The sequence below is a fragment of the Bacillus luti genome (assembly GCF_009739945.1).
GTDB lineage: Bacteria > Bacillota > Bacilli > Bacillales > Bacillaceae_G > Bacillus_A > Bacillus_A luti.
In genome coordinates this window covers 1,532,365-1,556,702 of the sequence record NZ_CP040336.1, presented here as the reverse complement: position 1 = coordinate 1,556,702, position 24,338 = coordinate 1,532,365, and the positions used below count along the sequence as shown (strand labels likewise).

Sequence of the window (24,338 nt, the reverse complement as noted above, 5' to 3'; positions counted from 1 at the left end):
GGTTAGTTCTATGAACTAACCTTTGCTATTTCTCTATTTATTTTTTTAGAGAAGCTTCATATTCTTTATACTCTTTATCTGTAGCTGGCACTTTAATTTCACCATCTGTGATTTTCTTTTCAAGCTCTTCTACTTTTGTTAAAATTTCAGGATTAACTTTTTTCACGTTGTCAGTTGTTTTTGCAATACCAACACCGTCATCTTTTAAACCAAATGCTTCTACTTTACCGCCTTCTAATTTACCATCTTTTGCTTCTTGTGCTACTTTTTCAACAGCGATATCTACACGTTTTACCATTGAAGTTAATGTTACGTTTTCAGGCATACCTTCTTGATGTTGGTCACGGTCAACACCGATTACCCAAACGTTCTCACCTTTTTTCTTACGGTTTTTCGCTTCAGTGAACACGCCGTTACCTGTACCACCAGCAGCATGATAAATTACATCTACGCCTCCACCGTACATTGCTGAAGCAAGAACTGTACCTTTTTCAGGCTTATCGAATGCTTCTGCATATTCAGATACGATTTCAATGTTTGGATTTACTGCTTTTGCACCAGCTTTAAATCCATTTTCAAATTTACTAATTAAATCACTCTTCATTCCACCAACAAATCCTACTTTATTCGTTTTTGTTGACATAGCTGCCACCGCACCTACAAGGAATGACCCTTCATGATCTTTAAATGTAATGCTCGTTACGTTTGGTGCATCTACAACAGTATCAACGATTGCGAATTGTTGTTTTGGAGATTCTTTTGCTACCTCTTTAATTGCACCTTCTAATTTATAACCAATTCCGAAAGATAAATCATACTTATCTTTTGAAAATTTCTTTAAGTTTGGAATATAATCTGCTTCTTTTTCAGACTGTAGGTAACGATAATTTGTTTTTTCCTTTAATTTATTATCTTTACCAAACTTTTTTAAACCTTCCCAAGAAGATTGGTTGAATGATTTATCATCAACGCCCCCAACATCTGTAACCATACCAACTTTAAACTCTTTATCATCTTTTTTGCCGCCATCCGCTTTATCCGAATTACCACATGCACCTAACACTGTACTTGCTGCTAACGTTAACGATAATAATAGACCTGTTTTTTTCTTCATACTAGAAACCCCTCCTAAAATAATAAATATATCTCTTTATTCTTACGCTGCTGTCCCTAACTTCTTGCTGTCACCTCCCTAAAATGGAACATGCCTACATACGCTTTCTTAATACGTGGAAGCTAAACTTATCAGCTCTAAAGTAATTGATAGAATACAAAATTGGTTCATCATTTTGATCATAGTGCATTTGCTTTAAAACTAGCAGCGCCGTTTCGGGTTCACATTCTAAAATCGGTGAAATTTTCGAATGATAGCCTATTGGCTCAATGTGAGCAACCGCGTACGTAATACGTTTGTGCGTATTATTATGTATAACAGTAAGCAACGATTCCTCATTGTATCCTGATAAATCTGGTAAAATCTCTTTTGCCAGTTTATCAACGCAATATACAACTGGTTCCCCATCTGCTGTACGCACACGCTCAATCATTACTGCATTAAATCCATCTTCACAATTAAATTTCTCTTTTTCTTCTTCTGTTAAAGTTGTTGTAGATGATGATAAAAAGATTGTTCCTGGTGTTTTCCCCACACTAGAAATCATATCTGTAATACTAGAAAGTTGCTCAATTCCAGAAGAAAATAGCGGTTTCGCATTTACAAATGTCCCCACACCATGTCTACGAATAACAACATTTTCTTCCTCTAAAATACGCAGTGCTTCCCTTAAAGTTGCTCTACTTACGCCAAGTTCTTTCGCTAAATCAAACTCTGACGGTAACTTCTGTCTTTCTTTGTAAGCTCCATCTTTAATTTTTTCTTTGATGTGATCTATCACCCGTAAATATAGGTGACGACTATCGGATTTTACTGACATAAGACTCCCCCGCATTTCAATTATTCGACCTCTGATGTAAGACTTCTTTTCTCTTTTTTCAACTTACAACATAGCAAATTACTAAATACTAAAAATAAACATAATCGTCGAATAAATATTAATAATTTTTCAAGAATAAATTTTCACTCTTTAATCCATAAAAAAAACTTTGCACCATAAACATTCCTCATATCGAGAAAAAGTTCGGCACAAAGATTCCTTACATCCTTTGTTACACACTTTTCCCCTCATAGTCCAGCAATTCATGGTTGCTAGGTAGAAACTTATGGACCTTATCTCCAAGATTATATGAGGCAGTGATTCTTTTCGAAGTAATCTTACCACTTGCTCCCATACGTGTCAACAAAATTTAACATTTTTCTACATTGAATATCGAACGTTTATAAAAATCATACTCGTAGTATTCGCATTCTAAAGAAATTACCTATATGTAAGCCCTTTCTTTATCATTGACTATAGTATATAACAAAAACAGCATATAAAAAAGCCTAATTGTAAAAACAATTAGGCTTTTTTTAAGAACTTTTTTCTTGCACATCATTTATGAGTACTTCTCTCGGTTTACTACCTTCATAAGGGCCTACTACACCATTCATTTCCATTGCATCTATTAAACGAGCAGCTCGCGTATACCCTACTCTAAATCTACGTTGCAGCATAGAAACAGAGGCCGTTTGCATTTCCACTACGAGTTGAACTGCTTCATCATATAATTCATCTTCTACTTCCTGCTTTGTATCAGGAACATCTTGCGGAATCATATCTTCTTGATATTGTGCTTTTTGCTGCCCAATAACATATTCTACAACTCTTTCAACTTCATCGTCTGATAAAAATGCGCCTTGTACACGCACAGGCTTCGATGCACCAATTGGTATGAACAACATATCCCCTCGGCCTAGCAGCTTCTCTGCACCACCACCGTCAAGAATTGTACGAGAATCTGTTTGAGAAGATACAGCAAATGCAATACGTGATGGAATATTTGCTTTAATAACACCGGTAATAACATCAACTGACGGACGTTGCGTCGCGATAATTAAATGAATACCAGCAGCACGCGCCATTTGTGCTAAACGCATAATTGCATCCTCTACATCTGAAGAAGCAACCATCATTAAGTCTGCCAGCTCGTCCACAATTACTACAATATACGGTAATTCAGGTTGTTTCGCTTCTGATTGACTGTTGTGCTCTTTAATATAGTCATTGTATCCTTCAATGTTACGCGTTCCACTATGAGCAAATAATTCGTAACGACGCTCCATCTCACTTACAACTTTTTTCAAAGCCTGTGACGCCTTTTTCGGATCAGTTACAACTGGCGTTAATAAGTGCGGAACACCATTATATACATTTAACTCTACCATTTTCGGATCAATCATCATTAATTTTACTTCATGCGGTTTTGCACGCATTAAAATACTAACAATAATACCGTTAATACATACACTTTTCCCACTACCAGTCGCACCAGCTACTAGTAAATGGGGCATTTTATTTAAACGAGCTAATACCGCTTCTCCTGTAATATCTCGTCCAAGACCAATTAATAGCTTTTCTTCCGGATGATTATTAGCCTTTGAATCCAGAACCTCTCTAAGCGTTACCATAGAAACTTCCGAATTCGGAACCTCAATCCCTACAGCTGATTTCCCGGGAATTGGTGCTTCAATACGAATATCTTTCGCTGCTAATGCAAGCGCTAAATCATCACTTAAACTAACGATTTTACTTACCTTCACTCCCATATCCGGATATACCTCATACTTCGTAACTGCCGGACCTCTATGTACTTTGGTTACTTTCGCTTTCACACCAAAACTTTGGAATGTCCGTTCTAATTTACGAGCATTTTCGTAAATCTCCGCATTTTCATTTGTCACTTGTTTATTTTTTGGGAATTTCAATATATCAAGAGAAGGAAGCTTATAGTCTTTATTTTCCACATTTGAAAATTGCATAGGAGGTGCTTGCGTTTCCGCCTCTAACGATTCAACAATTTTTTCTCCACGCTTTTTCTGTGGCTCCTCAACAGGTGGAGCTTCTTCGATAAACGGAGAAGGAATCGACTCTTCTTGTTCTACTTCGATTCGTTTATCCTCTTCTTCGTTTACAGGATAATTCTCAGTGAAATTTGAAATAATCGGAGGATCAATTTGGATTTCTTCCACTGGCTCAATAATTTCTTCTTGTTCTGCAGCACGTCTGCTCCGTGTACTTCTTGTTGTTTTTTTCTTTTCTGTTTGTTCAGCGGCTCTTTTGGATCTCCAATCTTTATAATCCCCTTGCACCACTTCAAATTGACTTCTAAGAATTCTACCAACCGGAGCTAGTACTTCTCCAATATGTTTATTGGTTATACAGAGTATTCCAAGAATAACCAATATAATCCCGATAATATAGGCTCCTACTTCATCAAATAAGAAGTAGCATGTTGCGAACATAAGCGCACCAAACATACCTCCACCTAAATGAACACTATCTGGCCCCTTTTTCATTTCAAGAAAGAAGTTATCTTTCGTACTCACAATAACAGAAGTATTTTGCACTGCTCCATCTTTCGTAAGTAGGTTAAATAATGTAATATGACTAAACATTAATATCGCCAATACAATTAAATAAAATCCAATTAACCTTTTATTTAAAAGGTTTGGCCATCCACGTTTTATAACAAAGGAAACCGATAAAGCTATTACACCTAACACACCAATTATGTACCACTCACCAAAGAAGAAGCGAAAAAACAACACAAACGATTTTCCTACAACACCTAGCTGTAAAATCGTAATGATTGAAAGTGCAAAAAGAGTTAAACCAACGATTTCATAATACAAAGTTGGCTTTATCGTACGTCTTGCTTTCGCCTTCGTCCCTCTTTGCTTTTGTTTTGCCATTTCTTCACCTCACGTTCTGCATATAAGAAAAACTTCCTTCTAAAAAGCCCTACTTATATGTCTGTTTTCTCTATTTTTTCAGGTCTTTATATCTTCTATTTTTACACTTCCTGTAAAATGCTAAATAAACAGAAGAAAGCAGCCTACTCATGGCTGCTCAACCGTCTTGTTTTTTATATTATACCATAGCTTCTAAGCAAAATCCTTCTTTTTGCTAAAAGGTTATTTTCTGTCCAGGCTCATAATCTAAGTAATCAAAAGGATTCGTACTTAACACGCGTACAATAGAATAACACCCATGTTCCTCTTCAGAAACCATTAATTCCACACCATTTATATTTACAACTTTTTGACTTTCACACTGTGAATAATCGGCTGGATACACAAGTTGCTCTGGCATAATTGTATATAAAATCATTGTAGCATTGTCCCTTCAGCATTATTATCCATGCGTGCATCTATTAATTCATTTAATTTTCGAAGTGCACTGCCAATACCACCAACATCATCTATAAGTCCATACTTCACTGCATCTCCACCAATTACATTCGTCCCAATATCCCGTGTTAAATTCCCCTTCGCAAACATCAGCTCTTTAAAACGATCTTCCGTTACTTTCGAATGCTTCGTCACAAATCGAATGACTCTTTCTTGCATTTTATCCAAATACTCAAATGTTTGTGGTACACCTATAACAAGACCGGTTAGACGAATTGGATGAATCGTCATCGTCGCAGTTTCCGCAATAAATGAATAATCAGTAGAAACAGCGATTGGCACACCAATAGAGTGCCCCCCACCTAAAACAAGAGATACCGTTGGCTTTGAAAGCGAAGCTACCATTTCAGAAATTGCTAGCCCAGCTTCAACGTCACCTCCAACTGTGTTCAATATTAAAAGTAAACCTTCAATTTTCGGATTTTGTTCAATCGCGACAATTTGCGGAATGATGTGCTCATATTTTGTTGTTTTGTTTTGCGGAGGTAACTGAACATGCCCTTCCACTTGCCCAACGATTGTTAAACAATGAATACGTGATTCGTTCATTTGTGGCACATTCGTTTGTCCAAGCTGTTGAATTTTCTCTACTATCGAAGCTTCTTTCCCCGTTTCTTTTGGCTCAGCTTCTTTCTCTTCATTTGCATTACGCTCACGTTCTGTCATATCGCATCCCCTTTCACTCGTATATCACTATTATTTCTTAAGTTATAAATTTCATTCGACGGAGTTGGAAAAGAAAAAAGATCACCCGTAAAGGTGACCTTTTTTAAACTTCCATAATAATCGGTAAAATCATAGGTTTTCTCTTTGTCTCTTCGTACAAGAACTGACCTAATAATTCACGAATATTTTGTTTTAACATAGACCATTCAATCGAATACTCTTTAATTGATTGCTCAACAATCATGCGTACAATCTCTGTAGATCTGTCAATTAACGCCTCTGATTCACGAACGTATACAAAACCACGTGAAATAATTTCTGGACCAGAGATTATTTTCTTTTCATCTTTACCAAGTGTTACAACAACTACTAATATTCCATCTTGAGATAACATCTTTCTATCTCGAAGTACAATATTACCAACGTCACCTACACCTAATCCATCGATTAATACATTACCAGCTTGTACTTTGCCAACTAAGTTTGCTTCATCGTCACCAAAAGCAATTACATCGCCTTTTTCTACAATAAAGATATTTTCTCTTGCAATACCTACATCTTCAGCTAAATATGCATGTGCTTTTTGCATACGGAACTCACCATGTACGGGTACAAAATACTTCGGTTTCATTAAATTTAACATTAATTTTAATTCTTCTTGACTACCATGACCTGAAACGTGTACTTTTCTTTCGCCGTAATAAATAACTTCCGCTCCAGCTCTAAATAATAAGTCAATAATTTTCGAAACAGAAATTTCATTACCTGGAATTGGAGAAGCCGCAATAATAACAGTATCACCTTTACGAATTGAAATTTGTTTATGCGCTTGCTTCGCCATTCTAGAAAGGGCTGCCATTGGCTCCCCTTGACTACCTGTCGTCAAAATAGCTACCTTTTTCTCTGGGAAGTTATCTACTTCTTGTAGCGAAATAACCATACCCTCTGGAACATTTAAATAACCAAGGCGTCTAGCAATGTCTACTACTTTCACCATACTACGTCCCACTACCGCTACTTTTCTGCCCGTTTCAGCAGCCGCATCAAACACTTGTTGAATACGGTGTACATTCGATGCGAATGAAGCAACAATAATTCGACCTTCTGCGCCGTAGAACACTTTAGAAATTTCTACACCAACTTCTTTTTCCGAACCTGTATAGCCTGGACGCTCAGCATTTGTACTATCAGATAATAAGCAAAGTACGCCTTCATTTCCGATTTGCGCCATTTTCCCAAGGTCTGCTCCACTATTTCCAATTGGAGTTTGATCGAATTTAAAGTCTCCCGTATATACGACAGCACCTTTTGATGTATGGAAACAAACGCCAACAGAATCTGGAATACTATGTGTCGTTCCAAAGAATGACACTGTTGTAGTATTAAACTCTACTGTTGAATTTGCGTCGATTGTTTTTAAGTCTACACGGCCTAACATGCCCGCTTCACCAAGTTTTTCTTGTATAAGTCCTACCGTTAATTTCGTTGCATATACTGGAATAGATAATTTACGAAGTACGTAAACAATTCCACCAATATGATCTTCATGACCGTGAGTAATAAATAAACCTTTTACTCGCTCTTGATTTTCCACTAAATATGTAATATCAGGAATAACAATATCAATTCCAAACATTTCATCTCCTGGGAACATTAATCCTGCATCTACAATAAAAATTTCAGAATCAATTTCAACACAGTACATGTTTTTCCCGATTTCACCTACTCCACCAAGAGCAAATACTTTAACAGACTCATTCTCTTTTCTCTTCATGTTGTTGCCTGGTTTAAAAATCTTGCAAACACTGATTTCACTAAAATTGCAGAGACACCAGGGGAAACTCTGCAACCACCATATATTCACCGTCCAAGACGAATGTCCTTACCGTTATGCGATATCATGTCCTTGTTTATTTTTTAAACCAGGTTTCACCTCTCTTTCATTATATAAATCAAATATCTTATTCGATATGATATGAAAATTTAACCAAATTATAATTTTTACCAATTTTGCTAAGCATACCCGTACTAAGCTACTTAGCCATATTATACCTGATACAAGAAATAGAACACAAGTTAAATCGTGAGAAAGAAAAAGGAAAAGAACGGATTTCCAACAAAAATATCGAACGAATTTCCTTTATATTTACTCCGATTTTGTACTCCATATTATTTTGAGGAAATAGCTCTAAATACTCTAAATTAATTTCACAATATGGATTTTCAAGACTTATTTTTCTAGAATCGAACAAAAACACTTATAAAATGAAGTTTTTTTATGAATTACGTCATATTCGAGACAATTACTCTGAAAAATAGAAGCAGTAGTTTATTACGTTTATACAAATGTTTATTCTATAATAGCTATGATTTTTTGCTGCCCTTAAAGGTGTATGATTATTTTCTTATACATATTGCAATACATAATGAAGAAGCAGTTAAACAGGTGCATAATATAAATCTTATAAGAACACATAGATGCGAATAAAGGGGAAAAGATTTTCATACCAATAAAAAAATGACCTAGCTTCACACTAGGTCATTTTTTATTAACGAGGGATAGATTGCATAACAGATTGTAACGTTACTCTTTCTTCTTCTGTTAACGGAAGAAGTGGTAAACGTACAGAACCTACGTCTAACCCTACCATTTGTAACGCTGTCTTTACTGGAGTTGGGCTTGGCGCCATAAATAATGAATCAGTTACTCTAACAAGTAATTGATGTAACTTTTGTGCCTTTTTGAACTCTCCTGCTTGAAATGCTGTAATCATTTCTTGCATTTCATTTCCGATAACATGAGATGCTACAGAAACAATCCCTTTCGCTCCAACTACCATAGCCGGTAACGTTAAACCATCATCACCGCTGTATACTGCAAAGTCGTCCGCTGTTTTTTCAATGATTGCTGTCATCGTCAACACATCGCCGCCTGCATCTTTAATCGCAACAATGTTTTCTATTTCTGATAAACGAACAACTGTATCAACGGAGATTTGTACAATAGATCGTCCTGGAACGTTATATAGCATAACCGGAAGCGGCGTGCTTTCAGCAATCGTTTTAAAATGCTGATACATTCCTTCTTGACTCGGCTTGTTATAATACGGCGCTACTAGCATTACTGCATCAACACCAACTTCTGTTGCCTTTTTAGTTAATTCAATAGAAGCATGCGTATTATTGCTACCTGTTCCAGCGATTACGGGCACCCTTTTATCGACAACAGATACGACATGGCGATATAACGCTACTTTTTCTTCTGAAGTTAATGTAGGAGATTCTCCTGTCGTTCCTCCTACCACGATTGCTGTTGTACCGTTATCAATTAAATAATTTACCAATTTCGTTGTCTTTGCAAAATCGATATTCCCGTTTATATCAAACGGAGTTACCATCGCAGTTGCAATTGTCCCAAAATCTATCATGGTCTCACTCCTTACTGTTCCAGTTGCTTTTCTTTTGAAAGCTCAAATGCACTATGTAATGCATTTACAGCCTCCACTAAATCGACTTCTTTTACAAGAACCCAAATTGTTGTATGACTATCTGCTGATTGCAGAATTTGAATACCTTTTTCCGCTAAAGCTGTAACGATTTTCGCAGTAACCCCTGGGTACCCTGCCATTCCAGCTCCTACAATAGATACTTTTGCACAATGCTCTGTCACAATCGGCTCATATCCAAGGTTTTTTAATAATTCAACTGCACGATTTGATACATTATCACTCACTGTATAAGCTACACCAGTAGGTGAAATGTTAATTAAATCGACACTGATTCCTTCGTTCGCCATTTCTTTAAACACATGCTGCTGCAAATCATATGCCGTTTCTTTTGCAAGCACTTTAATTTGCGTCACATTAGATACATGAGCGATACCTGTAACAGGACGTTCTTCTACATCACGGCCTTTTGTAGCACCATCAGATGCTGAAATGAGAGTACCTTCACTATCAGAATACGTAGAACGTACACGAAGCGGTACTTTTGCATGCATCGCAATTTCAACTGCACGTGGATGAACGACCTTTGCACCTTGATAAGCCATGTTACAAATTTCATTGTACGTTACAGTTTGAAGATGGCGTGCATCTTTTACAATACGAGGATCCGCAGTCATAACACCTTCTACATCTGTGAAGATATCGATATATTCAGCATGAAGCGCAACACCTAATGCTGAAGCTGAAGTATCGCTACCACCGCGTCCAAGTGTTGTCGTATCACCTTTTTTCGTTTGTCCTTGGAATCCTGTAACAACGATTACATCTACATTTTGTAACTCTTCATGTACACGATCGCAGTTCATTTCAATAATTTTAGCATTTGTAAAATCATCATTTGTTACAAAACCAGCTTGCGCACCATTTAATGCTGCTGCTTTTATACCGTTCTCATTTAACATGTTAGAGAAAACGATTGCTGAGATTAATTCTCCGCATGATAGTAATAAATCTTGCTCACGTTTAGAAATAGTAGATTCCTCTTGATTTACAAGATTTAACAAAGTATCAGTAGCATACGGTTCACCTTTACGGCCCATAGCAGATACGACAGTAACTACTTTATAACCCGCATCTAACGATTTTTTTATATGATGAAGCGCATGCTTACGTCCATTTTCATCACGTACTGACGTGCCACCAAATTTTTGAACAATTATTTTCATATTTTGCACCTTCTCTTAGCCGTTTACACTAATTGTAATTTTACTAAGCGCTCTGCAATTTGAACAGAATTCCATGCAGCGCCTTTTAATAAGTTATCAGATACGACCCAAAGATGGAATCCTTTATCGTTATTTAAATCTTTACGGATTCTTCCAACGAATACTTCGTTTTTACCTACTGCAGTAGCTGGCATTGGATATAATTGCTCTTCTGGATTATCTTGCAGAACAATACCTTCCGCATTTGCAAGTAAGCTCTTAAATTCTTCTACTGTTACGCCTTCTTTTTCTACCTCGATGTAAACAGACTCAGAATGTCCTGATACGACTGGTAAACGTACACATGTCGCAGCTACTTCTAGTTCTGGCATATGCATAATTTTTTTCGTTTCATTAATCATTTTCATTTCTTCAAATGTAAATCCATTATCTTGGAATTTATCAATCTGTGGAATCGCATTAAAAGCGATTTGGAAATGCTTCTCGTCACCTGATACAGGTAAAACATTCGCTTTAACTTCTTCCCCATTTAAGATTGCTTGTGATTGTTCATGAAGTTCTTCAATCGCTGCCGCACCAGCACCTGATACAGCTTGGTATGTGGAAACGATTACTCGTTTTAAACCATATTGCTGACGAACTGGCTCAAGAGCTACTACCATTTGAATTGTAGAACAGTTTGGATTTGCAATAATACCATTATGTTCTTTTAAGTCGTTTTCATTTACTTCAGGTACAACAAGTGGCACGTTTTCTGTCATACGGAATGCACTTGTATTATCAACAACAATCGCACCGCGTTTTGCTGCTTCTGGCGCTAATTGTTTCGATACAGATCCACCAGCACTAAATAGTGCGATATCTACTCCTTCAAAACTTTCAGGAGTTGCCTCTTGAACTGTAAATTCTTCGCCTTTAAATACAAGTTTCTTACCTGCAGATCGTTTAGATGAAAGTAACGTTAATTTCCCGATTGGAAATTCTCGTTTCTCTAAAGTATTTAACATTTGTTCACCAACTGCGCCGGTTGCTCCAACTACAGCGACATGAAAAGTTTTTTGCTTTTCCATCACTATGCCCCTTTCTAGATACCAATCCTTCTATAACTTAGAATCAGAAGGAGTATACAATACCCCTTCTAATCTTAATAACGTTAATTTTATCATATTCTACAGTAAGAATGATGGTTTCATCAAAAATTGTCCGTTTTTTTTCGTTTTTTAATTCATATATCTGAATTTTTCTACGACAACTGGTTGCAATTGCTTCCCTTGCAGTGCTTCTAATACTGTATCTTCAAGCAGCTCCATACGAGCTACCATTGAGTTCGGTTTTTTCTCTGGTGCGTCTTGACCGAATGGGACGAAGTAGATGTTTTTTGTGGCCATTAGGCGCATTAAGTTTACACCATTTAATCCTAATGCATCATTCGTCGAAACAGCCAATACGACAGGCTTGCCATTTCTCAGCGTCGCCTTTGCTGCCATTAGTACAGGAGAATCTGTCATTGCATTCGCAAATTTACTCATAGAGTTTCCTGTTAAAGGAGCAATTACCATACAATCTAATGGAATTTTAGGTCCAAGTGGTTCTGCTCCAACGATTGAATTAATCGCCTTAAAACCTGTTACTTCTTCAATCTTTTTAATCCACTCTGCTCCTTCTCCAAATCTCGTATTTGTTGATTGAACAGTGTAAGAAACAACAGGGCGTACTTCCGCTCCTTCAGCAATTAATTTTTCTAAGTGTGGCATAACTTCCTCGTACGTACAATGTGAACCTGTAAATCCGAAACCAATTCGTTTCCCTTTCAAATTCATTTCTTTTCCTCCCCCTTTGCGATTGCGTCTGCTGTTAATAACTGAGAAAGAACGTTTGCTAAAATTTGCCCTGCCGTTTTCGGAGCAACAATGCCCGGCAAACCAGGTGCTAACAACGCTTTAACTCCTCTTTTTTCTGCATATCTAAAGTCGGTACCACCTGGTTTAGAAGCTAAATCAATTACTAACGTATGAGCTGGCATTTTTGAAATAACATTGGCTGTTACAACGAGATGCGGAATTGTGTTAATGACAATATCGATATTTCCTACTTCTTTCTCAATATCTTGCATATGGAAAGGAGAAAACATCATTTCTGTAATACGTGCAATATGTTCAGATCGTCTTGCTCCAACTTTGACGTGGGCTCCTAATGATTGAAATGCTCTGGCAACACTCATCCCTGTTCTACCAAATCCTAAAACCATTACATTGGACCCATGAATTGTATAGTCGGTATGTTGAATTACCATCATTAATGTACCTTCTACAGTCGGAATAGAATTGTAGATTGCCACATCATCACGATCAAATAATTTAACTAGCTTTCGGTTCGTAGTAGATACGAGATTTTCCAAGTAAGGCGTACCAATACCTGAATATATAGTAAAATGCTCTGGTGTATTTTCAATTTGTTCTTTCGTTATAGAAACTTTTTCATTTGAAAAAATAGTATCTACTTCTCCCTTGGCATTTGTACCTGCAACTGGCAAAATAATTGCATCTACAGAAGTGAAATCTAAATTTTGTATACTTTCTTTTGCTGCCCCTGTGAAACCATGATCTAACTGATCAAACCCTATCAATGAAAGTTTTGCATCCAATTCGACTAGCTTGCGAATTACTTCTAGCTGTCTTGCATCTCCTCCTATGACAGCAATATGCATCTCAGTCAACATTCCCTAATTCACCTTCTTTTTCTGTCATTTATAAGAAAAGTGCCTACTTTTTCTTTTTCCTCCACATCATATGTAATGTACGAGTTTTAGGTGATTGAAAAACGAAAAGCACATATGATTTATCAGCTTTATATGTAGATATAAAAAAGACGACCAAAATGGTCGCCATTCATTTCGAATTTGAATGATCTGTAATATCACAAAGGATCATATCATGTCCCACTTTCTTAATTTGCCTCCACGCTACCCTTATTTCTTGTGGTTCCTTTTTAAAACCTCCCCATTTTCCAGCAGGTATAATAAGCGCTTCTATTTGTCCATCTCCCTCATTAATCTCTAAATCCACATAGCCTAAAACCCCCATTTTTTCTGCTCTTTCTAAATCTACGATCTCTTTACCACTTAATTCACTTAATCGCATATACTCTCCTCCTATCGAATTTTTCATGTAAGCTATCTATATTTAGTACCTATTCTGTATGGCTAAAAAAAATAACCGTACCTTTTTTAAAAGAGGTACGGTTATTTTCGAATATATTATGAAAAACAATTATAGTTTAATTCCTTTTGGAAGTTTTCCATCCGGACTAATAAGTGCCGCAGAAAACTCATCTGTAAACATGTTACGAATTAACCCGTCTACATTTTCTTTTGTTACAGTGTTAACACTTTCAATAATCTCATCAAGTGAACGATGCTTACGAAGAAGCAATTCATTTTTACCATTACGGCTCATACGACTATTCGTACTTTCTAAACTTAACATTAAGTTTCCTTTTAATTGCTCTTTACTATTGATAAGCTCTTTTTCTGTAATACCTGTATTTTTCAATGTCTCTAACGTTTCTTGCATTGTATCATACAGCGTATCTAATTGTTGACTACCTGTTCCACCATACAGTGTTAACATACCTGTATCTTCATAAGAAGAGTGGTAAGAAAATACTGAGTAGGCTAACCCGCGTTGTTCACGTACTTCTTGGAATAAACGACTACTCATACTGCCGCCTAAAATATTATTTAATACAATTAAGTTATAAATATCTTCGTGTCCCATTTGCAAGCCTTTATATCCTAAACATAAATGAGCTTGTTCCGTTTCCTTTTTACGTGCTACCTTATTAAAATGGAAAATTGGGCTATGTACTTGTTCACGGTTTGTCGTTCCTTCATAACTACCGAAATATTGCTCTACTGTTTGTAAAAACGCTTCATCAATATTTCCTGCAATTGATACAACTACATTTTCAGGCGTGTAATGATCTTTTATATATTGACGCAGCGTATCACCTGTAAACGTATCAAGCGTTTCTTCTGTTCCTAAAATAGGATATCCAAGTGGATGCGTTTCATATGTTGCTTTTGTTAACATATCATGTACAATATCATCTGGAGCATCTTCGTACATTTTAATTTCTTCACATACGACATTCTTCTCTTTTTTCAGTTCTTCTTCATCAAATGTTGAATTAAAGAACATATCAGCTAAAACATCTAAAGCATATTTAGCATGCTCATCTAGCACCTTCGCATAGTAACATGTATATTCTTTTGAAGTAAAAGCATTCACTTGCCCACCAATGCTATCAAATGATTCTGCAATTTCTCGTGCGCTACGTGTTTCTGTCCCTTTAAAGAACATGTGCTCTAAGAAGTGAGAAATCCCGTTATTTTTTACATTTTCATTTCTTGATCCTGCATGGATCCAAATACCAATCGCAACCGATCTTACTGTTGGTATGTTCTCCATAACTATTCTTACACCATTTTTACAAGTATATTTTTTAATCAAAAACTTTCCTCCTACTGCCAGTTTCTCTAAATAAATGCTATTATTTAATGATAACAAGTTTAAGGATGAATGTCATGCAAATGTATTTAATCTACACGTTTTTCATCCATTAATTCTGTTATATTCCCTACTTTATATCCTTGTTCCTTCAATTTTGTAATCATTGTGTCTAATGCTTCTGCTGTAGAAGAGGTAGGATGCATTAATACAATAGCACCTGGATGTATTTTGCGCATCACCCTTTGCAATAGTACGTCTGGTTCTGGTCGTTTCCAATCGATTGTATCTACTGTCCACATAATCGTGCCCATGTGAAAATCATCTGCAATTTTCACTACTTCATCTCGAAAGCTGCCACTTGGCGGGGCAAACCATCTCACTTTTTGATTCGTAGCGACTTCTATCATTCGATTTGTTTTTTGCAACTGATCTCGTATTTCATCAGATGCTAACGTTTTCATATTTGGATGTGTGTAAGAATGATTTCCGACTTCTTGATTTGCATCAACAATCATTTTTGCAAATCGTAAATTTTCTTTCACCCAACGGCCTTCTAAAAAGAAAGTCGCCTTCACATCATGTTTTTTCAAAATCTCTAATATACGAGGCAAATACTCATTTCCCCATGCCACATTTATTGTTAATCCCACCATCTTTTTATTTGGATGTCCCCTATAAATTGGAGCCGGTGATAAATCTTCTAGATGGACACTTGGTGATACTTCCTTGAATTCAAGATGTTTTTGATCAAATTTCTTTAGCTTTTTCATATTATTATACGATGCTTCAATATCCACCTGTCTTCCATTATATCCAGGTGTTGCTTTCCATATTTTATCAATCATCGCATTTTGCGGTGCAATCTCATATTGTTTTGCATGCTTTTGAATTTCTTCATATAAGTTATCCTGTGCAAAAACGGAATAAGAGCCTACACTGACATATAAAAAGAATATACATATGTATGCCAATATACGAACTTTCATATGAACCCTCCCATTAACTATATAAAAAAACATTTTCTTCTTATCTTTGTTAATTTGAGCGTTATAATGAAAACTATACCTATACTGACATAAAAATATATGTAAATCATATTTTTACATAACAAAAAAAGCCAGTTATACTGGCTTTTACTTATTGCTGCTCTTGTTTGTTTTCTTCTTTAGCAGCTTCTTTTTCTTGCTCTTCTTTTAGCAATACTTTTCTAGATAAATTCACGCGACCTTGCTTGTCAATCTCGATAACTTTAACTGTAATTACATCACCGATTTTCACAACGTCTTCTACTTTACCTACACGCTCAAGTGCAAGTTCAGAAATGTGAACTAATCCATCTTTACCGCTGAATAATTCAACGAAAGCACCGAATTTCTCAACACGTTTCACTTTTCCTTCGTAGATTTCTCCTACTTGTACTTCGCGAACGATATCTTCGATAATTTTCTTAGCTTTGTCGTTCATTTCTTGATTTATTGAAGAAATGAATACTGTACCATCTTGCTCGATGTCAATTTTAACGCCAGTTTCTTCAATAATTTTATTGATTTGTTTACCGCTTGGTCCGATAACGTCACGGATTTTATCTGGGTTAATTGTCATTGTAATAATCTTTGGAGCGTACGCTGATAATTCAGTGCGTGGCTCTGCAATAACAGATAACATATGATTTAGAATATGCACACGACCAACTTTCGCTTGTTGCAATGCCTCTTCTAAAATTTCACGAGATAGACCATCGATTTTAATGTCCATTTGTAGTGCAGTTACACCTTGTGCTGTACCTGCTACTTTAAAGTCCATATCACCTAAATGATCTTCCATACCTTGAATATCAGATAAAATTGTGTAATGCTCACCTGATTTAACTAGACCCATTGCAATACCTGCAACTGGAGCTTTAAGTGGAACACCAGCATCCATCATTGCTAAAGTACTACCACAAATACTTGCTTGTGAAGTAGAACCATTTGATTCTAAAACTTCAGATACAAGACGTACTGTGTATGGGAAATCTTTTTCAGATGGAATTACAGGCTCAAGAGCACGTTCTCCTAGTGCACCGTGACCGATTTCACGACGACCTGGTCCACGCATTGGTCTTGTTTCACCAACACTAAATGATGGGAAATTGTAATGGTGCATAAAGCGTTTTGATTCTTCTACACCAAGACCATCTAAAATTTGCACATCGCCTAATGCACCTAATGTACAAATACTTAATGCTTGTGTTTGTCCACGTGTGAATAAACCAGAACCGTGTGTACGAGATAAAATACCAACCTCTGATGCTAATGGACGGATTTCGTCACCTTTACGGCCATCTGGGCGGATTTTTTCAACTGTAATAAGACGACGTACTTCTTCTTTTACAATTTTATATAAAATCTCATTTACTTGTCCTAATGTATCAGCGTCAGCTTCCTGCGCTTCGTAATGCTCAATTACACGCTTTTTCACTGCGTTAATTGCATCTTCACGTGCATGTTTCTCATGTACTTGAATTGCAGAATGCATATCCTTCTCAGACATTTCACGTACAGCTTGATTAAGATCAGCGTCAACTTCATAAAGTTTCACTTCTGTTTTCTCTTTACCTACAGCTTGTACAATCTCTTCTTGGAATGCAATTAGACGTTTAATTTCGTCATGACCAAACATAATTGCTTCTAACATCGTTTCCTCAGGCACTTGATCTGCTCCTGCTTCAACCATGTTAATTGCATCTTTCGTACCAGCTACAACAAGGTGAATATCACTTTGTTCTTGCTGTTCTACTGTTGGGTTGATAACGAATTCGCCGTTAATACGACCAACTGTTGCACCCGCGATTGGACCTTCAAATGGAATATCTGAAATCGATAACGCTAATGAAGAACCAAGCATAGCTGCCATTTCAGAAGAACAATCTTGATCAACACTCATTACAATGCTAACAACTTGTACTTCGTTACGGAAACCATCTGCGAAAAGTGGACGAATTGGACGGTCGATTAAACGACTTGCCAAAATTGCTTTTTCACTTGGACGACCTTCACGTTTAATGAAACCGCCAGGAATTTTTCCGACTGCATATAAACGCTCTTCATAGTTTACTGTAAGTGGGAAGAAATCTACATTTTTAGCTTCTTTTGATGCAGTTGCTGTAGATAGAACCGCTGTATCGCCATATCTTACTAATACTGCTCCGTTCGCTTGCTTTGCAAGCTGACTTGTTTCAACTGTTAGCTGACGACCAGCCCAATCTATCGAGAAGACTTGCTTTTCTTGACTCATTTAAGTACCCCTCTCAATTTAAAGTATTCAATTCTTCTATGTAAATGGATAGTATATCACAATATTCTACCTCTAGTATTACCGAAAATGAAGTAAGCTATAAAGAGTAGAAGATATATTTTTACCTAACAAAAAAGCGGGAATATTCCCGCTTCTCTGACTATCGACGTAAGCCAAGCTTTGTGATTAATTCACGGTAACGTGTGATATCGCTATTACGAAGGTAAGTTAGTAAGTTACGACGTTTACCAACCATCTTTAATAGACCACGACGTGAATGATGATCTTTCTTGTGAGTACGTAAGTGCTCGTTTAGAGTGTTAATTTGCTCCGTTAGGACAGCAATTTGAACCTCTGGAGAACCAGTATCAGTCTCATGAGTTCTAAATTGTGCAATGATTTCATTTTTACGCTCTTGTGTTAAAGCCATCCTATTTCACCTCCTAATAATTAAACCCCCAATTACCTAGCAAGCGTCGGTGAGTCGCAATGCCAAGCAATGGTTGTCATAAAGTACATAACATAGAATACTACTTTTCATTTGAAAAAGCAAGTATATTCTTTTCGTTCGCAAAATATTCTTGTGCTGTTTTCTTATCTTTTGCGATTTGTTCAACTAACTCATCGATGCCATTGAATTTCTTCTCTTCTCTTATACGCATATGCCACTCTACTGTAACATTTTGATCATATATGTCTTTGTTAAATTCAAATAAGTGCACTTCAATAGCTAATTGACGCTCATCTTCTTTAAAGGTTGGTTTATATCCAATATTACATACACCATCGTACCATTCATCGTGAACTTTTAATCTCACTGCATAAACACCTACAGGTGGTAATAGATACTCATCACTTAAACCTACATTAGCTGTCGGAAAACCAATTTGACGTCCACGTTTGTCACCGTGTACAACCGTTCCCCCTACTGTATACGCTCTACCTAAAATAGATGGAATTTGTTCCATTTCGCCATTTCGAATTAACTTTCGTAATGCTGTAGAACTTACTTTCTCTTCTTGAAATTCAACTTTTTCAATCACAGTCTGTGTAAACTCCCCTCTTGCATGAAATGGTAAAGTCTCCATCTTTCCTTTTCCTAAACGTCCATATGAATAATCAAATCCTGCTACTACATGCTTTACATTTAAACCAATAATATAATCATCTACAAATTGTTGTGGCAATAAGCCTGCAAATGATTCGTCAAATTTAACAACATATAATATATCGATCCCTAAGTTCTCGACTATTTTTTCTTTATCACACATTGGTGTAATATACTCGGCATGCGCTTCTTTTTTACCTAAAACAACAGATGGATGCGGATAAAATGTCATCACTGCACTTTTGTATCCCCGTTCATCTGCTATTTGCTTCGCAGTTCGAATCACACATTGATGTCCTAAATGAATGCCATCAAAAAATCCTAATGCCATTACAGTAGGTGGTAATTCTAATTTATTTTGTTCATGTGGATGAGTTAAATGAATAAGTTTCACGCTTGAATTCACCTTTTTCTGTAATAATCCTTCCAATAATTCATTATAGCTTTAGTTCTTGATTATTCACAAGTACTTTCATCGGCTTTAGCATACCAGGGTGTTTTGGATGGTGCTCATAAATTGCAAGGCAGCGATCGTTTTTATCAAACACTGTTATAAATGGCGCCGTTATTTGCAATTCATTTTTTAAGAACATACCATTCTTTATTTTTTCTGCTTGCTTTTCATCTACAACCATTTTCGGGAACTTGCTTAACGCTTCATCAATTGAAATGAAGATAGACTCTACTGTTCCATTTTGCACGTTTTCTTCAATTTCTTCAAATGATATGCAATCTTCTAATAAAAATTCACCAGATGCTGTTCTTACAAGGTGAGACATATGTGATGGAAAACCAAGTTTTTCTCCGATCATTACTGCGAGCGTTCTTACATACGTCCCTTTACTACACGTTACACGGAAACGGAATGAAATATTTTCTCCTTCAAAAACTTCACGGTCATCTAGTAATACAAATTCATGAATTGTAATTGTACGAACTGGACGTTCAACCTCTTGTCCTGCTCTTGCATATTCATATAATTTTTTCCCATTAACTTTTACAGCCGAAAACATCGGAGGCATTTGTTCAATCGTACCTGTTAATGCCGCAAGAACCTCTTCCACTTCCTTACGAGTAATAACACGATCTACATTTTTCGTTTCCACAACTTCACCCGAAGCATCTTCAGTTGTTGTTGAAAAACCTAGTGTCACTTCACCTTCATACGTTTTCGTTTCACTTGTTAAAAATTGCGCAATCTTCGTCGCTCGTCCAACACAAATAGGTAATACTCCTGTTACATCTGGATCTAATGTTCCTGTATGACCAATTCGTTTTTCACGCAATATCTTTCTTAATTTAAATACACAATCATGTGATGTCATGCCCTTTGGCTTATGTAATAGTACTACACCTTCCATATATGTTCACCTCATCGTAATTCTTTCATAGTCATTACCTAAAACTTATTTTACATTGAAAAAATGGATAGACAAATGTCTATCCATTATTCTTCACGTTTACCTTCTTTATTAATTTCATGTAAAAGTGTATCAATTCGATGACCATATCCGATAGATTCATCAAATTCAAAGGAAATTTCCGGCGTTTTACGAAGACGAATACGTTGGCCAATTTCTGAACGAATGAAGCCTTTTGCCTTCGCTAAACCTTTTAGCGTACTTTCTTTCTGTTCTTCATCACCTAAAACAGAAATATACACTGTAGCAATTTGTAAATCTCCACTCACTTGTACATCTGTTACAGTAACAAATCCGACACGTGGATCTTTAATTTTACGACTGATGATGTCGCCTAATTCTTTTTTCATTTGCTCGCCTACACGGTTTGCACGTAATTTCATAACTCTTCACCTCATTCAATACCATTCCAATTGTGTTATCGTACGTTCAATTTCAGGAAATGAATCGATGTACTCAAGTACACGATTCATTTCTTTTTCACAGATAACACGATTGGAGGATACAGAAACAATTGCAATTTCCGTACGTTGCCATACATCTTGATGCCCTACTTCTGAAACAGCTACGTTATAACGCTGCTTCACACGAGTTAGCACCCGTTGCAAAATTGCTCGTTTCTCTTTTAAAGAATGCACATCGTAAATCATACACTCGAATGAGAGTGAAGCGATAATCATCGCTTCACTTCTTCCATAATGTATGCTTCAATAATGTCCCCTTCTTTAAGATCATTATATCTCTCAATTGTAATACCACACTCATAGTTTTGTGCAACTTCTTTTACGTCGTCTTTGAAACGTTTTAACGTATCAAGTTGTCCTTCGAAAATTACTATACCATCGCGGATAATACGAACGCCACTATCACGTGTAATTTTACCGTCTATTACGTAACAACCTGCGATTGTTCCAACTTTTGTTACTTTAAACGTTTGACGAACTTCCGCTTGACCGATTACTTTTTCTTCGAATTCTGGATCAAGCATACCTTGCATTGCTAATTCAATTTCTTCGATTACTTTGTAGATAATACGGTGTAAGCGAACATCAACGTTCTCTAATTCAGCTGTACGCTTCGCGTTCACATCTGGACGTACGTTAAATCCAATTACAATTGCATTAGATGCAGAAGCTAAAATAACATCAGATTCTGTAATCGCACCTACACCAGTGTGAATGATTTTAACTTTTACGCCTTCAACATCAATTTTACGAAGTGATGCTGCCATTGCTTCTACAGAACCTTGTACGTCTGCTTTTACAATTAAGTTAATTTCTTTTACATCGCTCTCTTGGATTTGTTGGAATAAATCTTCAAGGCTTAATTTAGATTTCTCACCACGTTGTGCAAGTAACGCTTCTTGTGCACGTGATTCACCGATTTGACGAGCTTTCTTCTCATCAGCGAATGCCATGAAACGATCTCCAGCCTGTGGTACTTCATTTAAACCTGTAATTTCAACAGGAGTTGATGGACCAGCAACTTTTACACGACGACCAATATCACTTACCATTGCACGAACACGTCCGAATGATGTACCAACAACGATTGGGTCTCCAACTCGAAGTGTACCGTTTTGAACAAGTAATGTCGCGATAGTTCCTTTACCTTTATCAAGTTGTGCTTCAATTACAGTACCAGTCGCATAGCGATTTGGATTTGCTTTATATTCTTCTACTTCACTTACAAGAAGAATCATTTCTAGTAAGTTGTCAATTCCTTCGCCTTGAATCGCAGAGATTGGTACGAAGATTGTATCTCCACCCCATGCTTCTGGAACTAATTCATATTCTGTTAATTCTTGCATTACGCGATCAGGATTTGCTGCTGGTTTATCCATTTTATTCACAGCTACAATAATTGGTACTCCAGCTGCTTTCGCATGGCTAATCGCTTCAACTGTTTGTGGCATAACACCGTCATCAGCTGCAACAACAAGAATTGTAATATCAGTTACTTGCGCACCACGAGCACGCATCGTTGTAAATGCCGCGTGACCAGGCGTATCTAAGAAAGTAATCTTCTTATCATTTACTTCAACTTGGTATGCACCAATATGCTGAGTAATTCCACCTGCTTCGCCAGCAGTCACTTTTGAGTTACGAATAGAGTCAAGTAATGTTGTTTTACCATGGTCAACGTGTCCCATGATTGTAACTACAGCTGGACGTTCTTTTAAGTTCTCTTCATCATCTTGCTCATCGATGAATGTTTCAAATTCAGTCTCACTTACAATTACTTCTTCTTCTACTTCAATACCGTAATCAGTAGCAATTAACTCAATTGTATCTTTATCTAAGTCTTGGTTAATTGTTGCCATAATTCCTAGCATGAAGAGTTTCTTAATAATTTCAGACGGCTCTTTGCTTAATTTTTTAGCAAGCTCACCTACTGTAAGGCTTCCAGAGAAAGTAATTTTATCTGGTGTTTCTACTATTTGTGTTTGTTGTCTTCCAGCAAAGTTATCTTGACGCTTGTCTTCGTTACCTTTACCTTTTTTCTTTTTCTTGTTGCTGTTCTTTTTACTACGAACAACCTTTTCTTCTACTTCAAACTCATCTGCAACAGAAGGTTTTTCTGCTTGGTACTCATTATCTAATTTGTTTACTACTTCATCGTCTAACATTGTCATATGATTCGAAACCTCGATATTCATTTCTTTTAGTTTTGTCATAAGATCTTTACTTGAGATATTATGTTGTTTTGCATATTCATGCACTCGAATTTTACTCATACCTTCACCCCCGGTAATTTGTATCGAGCATGCTACGCAGCTTTTTCGCAAAGCCTTCATCTAACACAGCTACAACGACTCGCTCATCTCTCCCAATCGCATGCCCTAATTGTTGTCGATTTTCGACCTTTCTCATTGGTACGTTGTAATACGTCGTTTTATCCGTGATGCGTTTTGTAGTATTTGCTGACGCATCTTCAGATAGCAATACAAGCTTTGCTTTGCCACTTCGTACTTCTTTTAAAACGAGTTCTTCACCCGAAATAAGTTTTCGGGCCCGGTTTGCTAGTCCTAAAAACGATTTCCAATCGGACACTTATTTCGACTCCTTCTCAACAAGCTCAAGAAGCTCTTCGTATAGAGAACCGTCGATTTTCGCTTTTAGATGATGTTCCAAAACATTTTTCTTTTGAGCTTGAAGAATGCTTTCTTTATCTTTTGACAAGTATGCACCTCGTCCTGATTTTTTTCCAGTTAAATCAATGGACACTTCTCCCTCTTTGGAACGAACAATGCGAACGAGCTCTCGTTTTGATTTCATTTCTTGCGTCGCAACACATTTTCGTAACGGAACTTTTCGATTGCTCATACTCATCA

Annotated in this window: 23 protein-coding genes and 1 riboswitch; all 23 genes read right to left on the bottom strand. The window is 36.6% G+C overall.

The window, feature by feature from the left end; genetic code table 11:
• Positions 1–37: 37 nt before the first annotated feature.
• Positions 38–1,114 (bottom strand): BMP family lipoprotein, encoded by a 1,077-nt coding sequence (locus tag EUC40_RS08110; protein ID WP_071713250.1) that lies wholly within the window; start codon positions 1,112–1,114, stop codon positions 38–40.
• A gap of 94 nt (positions 1,115–1,208) precedes the next feature.
• Entirely contained in the window at positions 1,209–1,934 is a 726-nt protein-coding gene (locus EUC40_RS08105; RefSeq protein ID WP_156574326.1) for a GntR family transcriptional regulator, read from the bottom strand.
• Between the two features lie 231 nt (positions 1,935–2,165).
• Positions 2,166–2,267, bottom strand: a riboswitch (purine riboswitch).
• Between the two features lie 203 nt (positions 2,268–2,470).
• A complete protein-coding gene (locus EUC40_RS08100; RefSeq protein ID WP_156574323.1) occupies positions 2,471–4,852 on the bottom strand; it encodes a DNA translocase FtsK in 2,382 nt (793 codons plus the stop codon).
• A 214-nt stretch (positions 4,853–5,066) separates the two neighbouring features.
• Complete coding sequence (locus EUC40_RS08095; RefSeq protein WP_071713248.1) at positions 5,067–5,270, bottom strand: YlzJ-like family protein; 204 nt, start codon at positions 5,268–5,270, stop codon at positions 5,067–5,069.
• Positions 5,267–6,016 (bottom strand): translocation-enhancing protein TepA, encoded by a 750-nt coding sequence (tepA, locus tag EUC40_RS08090; protein ID WP_071713247.1) that lies wholly within the window; start codon positions 6,014–6,016, stop codon positions 5,267–5,269. The genes EUC40_RS08095 and tepA overlap by 4 nt, the downstream gene beginning before the upstream one ends.
• A 103-nt stretch (positions 6,017–6,119) precedes the next feature.
• Positions 6,120–7,790, bottom strand: a complete 1,671-nt coding sequence (locus EUC40_RS08085; RefSeq protein ID WP_071713246.1) for a ribonuclease J — start codon at positions 7,788–7,790, stop codon at positions 6,120–6,122.
• Between the two features lie 775 nt (positions 7,791–8,565).
• On the bottom strand, positions 8,566–9,444 hold the full coding sequence (gene dapA, locus EUC40_RS08080) for a 4-hydroxy-tetrahydrodipicolinate synthase (protein ID WP_156574321.1): 879 nt from the start codon (positions 9,442–9,444) through the stop codon (positions 8,566–8,568).
• Positions 9,445–9,455: 11 nt separating this feature from the next.
• Positions 9,456–10,688 carry an aspartate kinase gene (dapG, locus tag EUC40_RS08075; RefSeq protein ID WP_156574319.1) on the bottom strand — a complete coding sequence of 411 codons (1,233 nt, stop codon included), beginning with the start codon at positions 10,686–10,688 and terminating at the stop codon, positions 9,456–9,458.
• Positions 10,689–10,711: 23 nt separating this feature from the next.
• Positions 10,712–11,758, bottom strand: a complete 1,047-nt coding sequence (asd, locus tag EUC40_RS08070; protein ID WP_156574317.1) for an aspartate-semialdehyde dehydrogenase — start codon at positions 11,756–11,758, stop codon at positions 10,712–10,714.
• A gap of 150 nt (positions 11,759–11,908) precedes the next feature.
• Entirely contained in the window at positions 11,909–12,508 is a 600-nt protein-coding gene (dpaB, locus tag EUC40_RS08065) for a dipicolinate synthase subunit B (RefSeq protein WP_001049480.1), read from the bottom strand.
• Positions 12,505–13,407: a dipicolinic acid synthetase subunit A gene (dpaA, locus tag EUC40_RS08060; protein WP_156574315.1), complete on the bottom strand. Its 903-nt coding sequence runs from the start codon at positions 13,405–13,407 to the stop codon at positions 12,505–12,507. The genes dpaB and dpaA overlap by 4 nt, the downstream gene beginning before the upstream one ends.
• Before the next feature lie 169 nt (positions 13,408–13,576).
• On the bottom strand, positions 13,577–13,828 hold the full coding sequence (locus EUC40_RS08055; protein WP_001239744.1) for a YlmC/YmxH family sporulation protein: 252 nt from the start codon (positions 13,826–13,828) through the stop codon (positions 13,577–13,579).
• A gap of 129 nt (positions 13,829–13,957) precedes the next feature.
• Positions 13,958–15,199, bottom strand: coding sequence for a M16 family metallopeptidase (locus EUC40_RS08050; RefSeq protein WP_000593010.1), 1,242 nt, complete (start codon positions 15,197–15,199; stop codon positions 13,958–13,960).
• Positions 15,200–15,285: 86 nt separating this feature from the next.
• Complete coding sequence (locus tag EUC40_RS08045; protein ID WP_071713241.1) at positions 15,286–16,185, bottom strand: polysaccharide deacetylase family protein; 900 nt, start codon at positions 16,183–16,185, stop codon at positions 15,286–15,288.
• 151 nt (positions 16,186–16,336) lie between these two features.
• Complete coding sequence (gene pnp / locus EUC40_RS08040) at positions 16,337–18,475, bottom strand: polyribonucleotide nucleotidyltransferase (RefSeq protein WP_071713240.1); 2,139 nt, start codon at positions 18,473–18,475, stop codon at positions 16,337–16,339.
• Between the two features lie 160 nt (positions 18,476–18,635).
• Positions 18,636–18,905 (bottom strand): 30S ribosomal protein S15, encoded by a 270-nt coding sequence (gene rpsO / locus EUC40_RS08035; protein ID WP_001229392.1) that lies wholly within the window; start codon positions 18,903–18,905, stop codon positions 18,636–18,638.
• Positions 18,906–19,005: 100 nt separating this feature from the next.
• The gene (gene ribF / locus EUC40_RS08030; RefSeq protein WP_156574313.1) at positions 19,006–19,977 is read right to left on the bottom strand and encodes a bifunctional riboflavin kinase/FAD synthetase; all 972 of its coding nucleotides are present in this window, start codon (positions 19,975–19,977) and stop codon (positions 19,006–19,008) included.
• A gap of 43 nt (positions 19,978–20,020) precedes the next feature.
• Entirely contained in the window at positions 20,021–20,944 is a 924-nt protein-coding gene (gene truB / locus EUC40_RS08025; protein ID WP_000399353.1) for a tRNA pseudouridine(55) synthase TruB, read from the bottom strand.
• An 86-nt stretch (positions 20,945–21,030) separates the two neighbouring features.
• Positions 21,031–21,387, bottom strand: coding sequence for a 30S ribosome-binding factor RbfA (gene rbfA / locus EUC40_RS08020; protein WP_000776443.1), 357 nt, complete (start codon positions 21,385–21,387; stop codon positions 21,031–21,033).
• 15 nt (positions 21,388–21,402) lie between these two features.
• Positions 21,403–21,684, bottom strand: coding sequence for a DUF503 domain-containing protein (locus EUC40_RS08015; RefSeq protein WP_000582364.1), 282 nt, complete (start codon positions 21,682–21,684; stop codon positions 21,403–21,405).
• A complete protein-coding gene (infB, locus tag EUC40_RS08010; protein WP_000036351.1) occupies positions 21,681–23,741 on the bottom strand; it encodes a translation initiation factor IF-2 in 2,061 nt (686 codons plus the stop codon). The genes EUC40_RS08015 and infB overlap by 4 nt, the downstream gene beginning before the upstream one ends.
• Positions 23,742–23,745: 4 nt before the next feature.
• A complete protein-coding gene (locus EUC40_RS08005) occupies positions 23,746–24,057 on the bottom strand; it encodes a YlxQ family RNA-binding protein (RefSeq protein WP_001286528.1) in 312 nt (103 codons plus the stop codon).
• On the bottom strand, positions 24,058–24,330 hold the full coding sequence (gene rnpM, locus EUC40_RS08000) for an RNase P modulator RnpM (RefSeq protein WP_000071127.1): 273 nt from the start codon (positions 24,328–24,330) through the stop codon (positions 24,058–24,060). It abuts the gene before it with no gap.
• Between the last annotated feature and the right edge of the window lie 8 nt (positions 24,331–24,338).

What these genes read in the sequence shown, in the direction of transcription:
- dpaA (WP_156574315.1), bottom strand. Translation starts at nt 13,407, where the DNA reads ATGTTGACTGAGATGCATATTGCTGTCATAGGAGGAGATGCAAGACAG.
- rnpM (WP_000071127.1), bottom strand. Translation starts at nt 24,330, where the DNA reads ATGAGCAATCGAAAAGTTCCGTTACGAAAATGTGTTGCGACGCAAGAA.
- EUC40_RS08100 (WP_156574323.1), bottom strand. Translation starts at nt 4,852, where the DNA reads ATGGCAAAACAAAAGCAAAGAGGGACGAAGGCGAAAGCAAGACGTACG.
- EUC40_RS08105 (WP_156574326.1), bottom strand. Translation starts at nt 1,934, where the DNA reads ATGTCAGTAAAATCCGATAGTCGTCACCTATATTTACGGGTGATAGAT.
- pnp (WP_071713240.1), bottom strand. Translation starts at nt 18,475, where the DNA reads ATGAGTCAAGAAAAGCAAGTCTTCTCGATAGATTGGGCTGGTCGTCAG.
- EUC40_RS08055 (WP_001239744.1), bottom strand. Translation starts at nt 13,828, where the DNA reads ATGCGATTAAGTGAATTAAGTGGTAAAGAGATCGTAGATTTAGAAAGA.
- dapG (WP_156574319.1), bottom strand. Translation starts at nt 10,688, where the DNA reads ATGAAAATAATTGTTCAAAAATTTGGTGGCACGTCAGTACGTGATGAA.
- EUC40_RS08045 (WP_071713241.1), bottom strand. Translation starts at nt 16,185, where the DNA reads ATGAAAGTTCGTATATTGGCATACATATGTATATTCTTTTTATATGTC.
- infB (WP_000036351.1), bottom strand. Translation starts at nt 23,741, where the DNA reads ATGAGTAAAATTCGAGTGCATGAATATGCAAAACAACATAATATCTCA.
- tepA (WP_071713247.1), bottom strand. Translation starts at nt 6,016, where the DNA reads ATGACAGAACGTGAGCGTAATGCAAATGAAGAGAAAGAAGCTGAGCCA.
- EUC40_RS08095 (WP_071713248.1), bottom strand. Translation starts at nt 5,270, where the DNA reads ATGATTTTATATACAATTATGCCAGAGCAACTTGTGTATCCAGCCGAT.
- rbfA (WP_000776443.1), bottom strand. Translation starts at nt 21,387, where the DNA reads ATGAAATTACGTGCAAACCGTGTAGGCGAGCAAATGAAAAAAGAATTA.
- dpaB (WP_001049480.1), bottom strand. Translation starts at nt 12,508, where the DNA reads ATGAATTTGAAAGGGAAACGAATTGGTTTCGGATTTACAGGTTCACAT.
- rpsO (WP_001229392.1), bottom strand. Translation starts at nt 18,905, where the DNA reads ATGGCTTTAACACAAGAGCGTAAAAATGAAATCATTGCACAATTTAGA.
- dapA (WP_156574321.1), bottom strand. Translation starts at nt 9,444, where the DNA reads ATGATAGATTTTGGGACAATTGCAACTGCGATGGTAACTCCGTTTGAT.
- EUC40_RS08110 (WP_071713250.1), bottom strand. Translation starts at nt 1,114, where the DNA reads ATGAAGAAAAAAACAGGTCTATTATTATCGTTAACGTTAGCAGCAAGT.
- truB (WP_000399353.1), bottom strand. Translation starts at nt 20,944, where the DNA reads ATGGAAGGTGTAGTACTATTACATAAGCCAAAGGGCATGACATCACAT.
- asd (WP_156574317.1), bottom strand. Translation starts at nt 11,758, where the DNA reads ATGGAAAAGCAAAAAACTTTTCATGTCGCTGTAGTTGGAGCAACCGGC.
- EUC40_RS08015 (WP_000582364.1), bottom strand. Translation starts at nt 21,684, where the DNA reads ATGATTATCGCTTCACTCTCATTCGAGTGTATGATTTACGATGTGCAT.
- EUC40_RS08085 (WP_071713246.1), bottom strand. Translation starts at nt 7,790, where the DNA reads ATGAAGAGAAAAGAGAATGAGTCTGTTAAAGTATTTGCTCTTGGTGGA.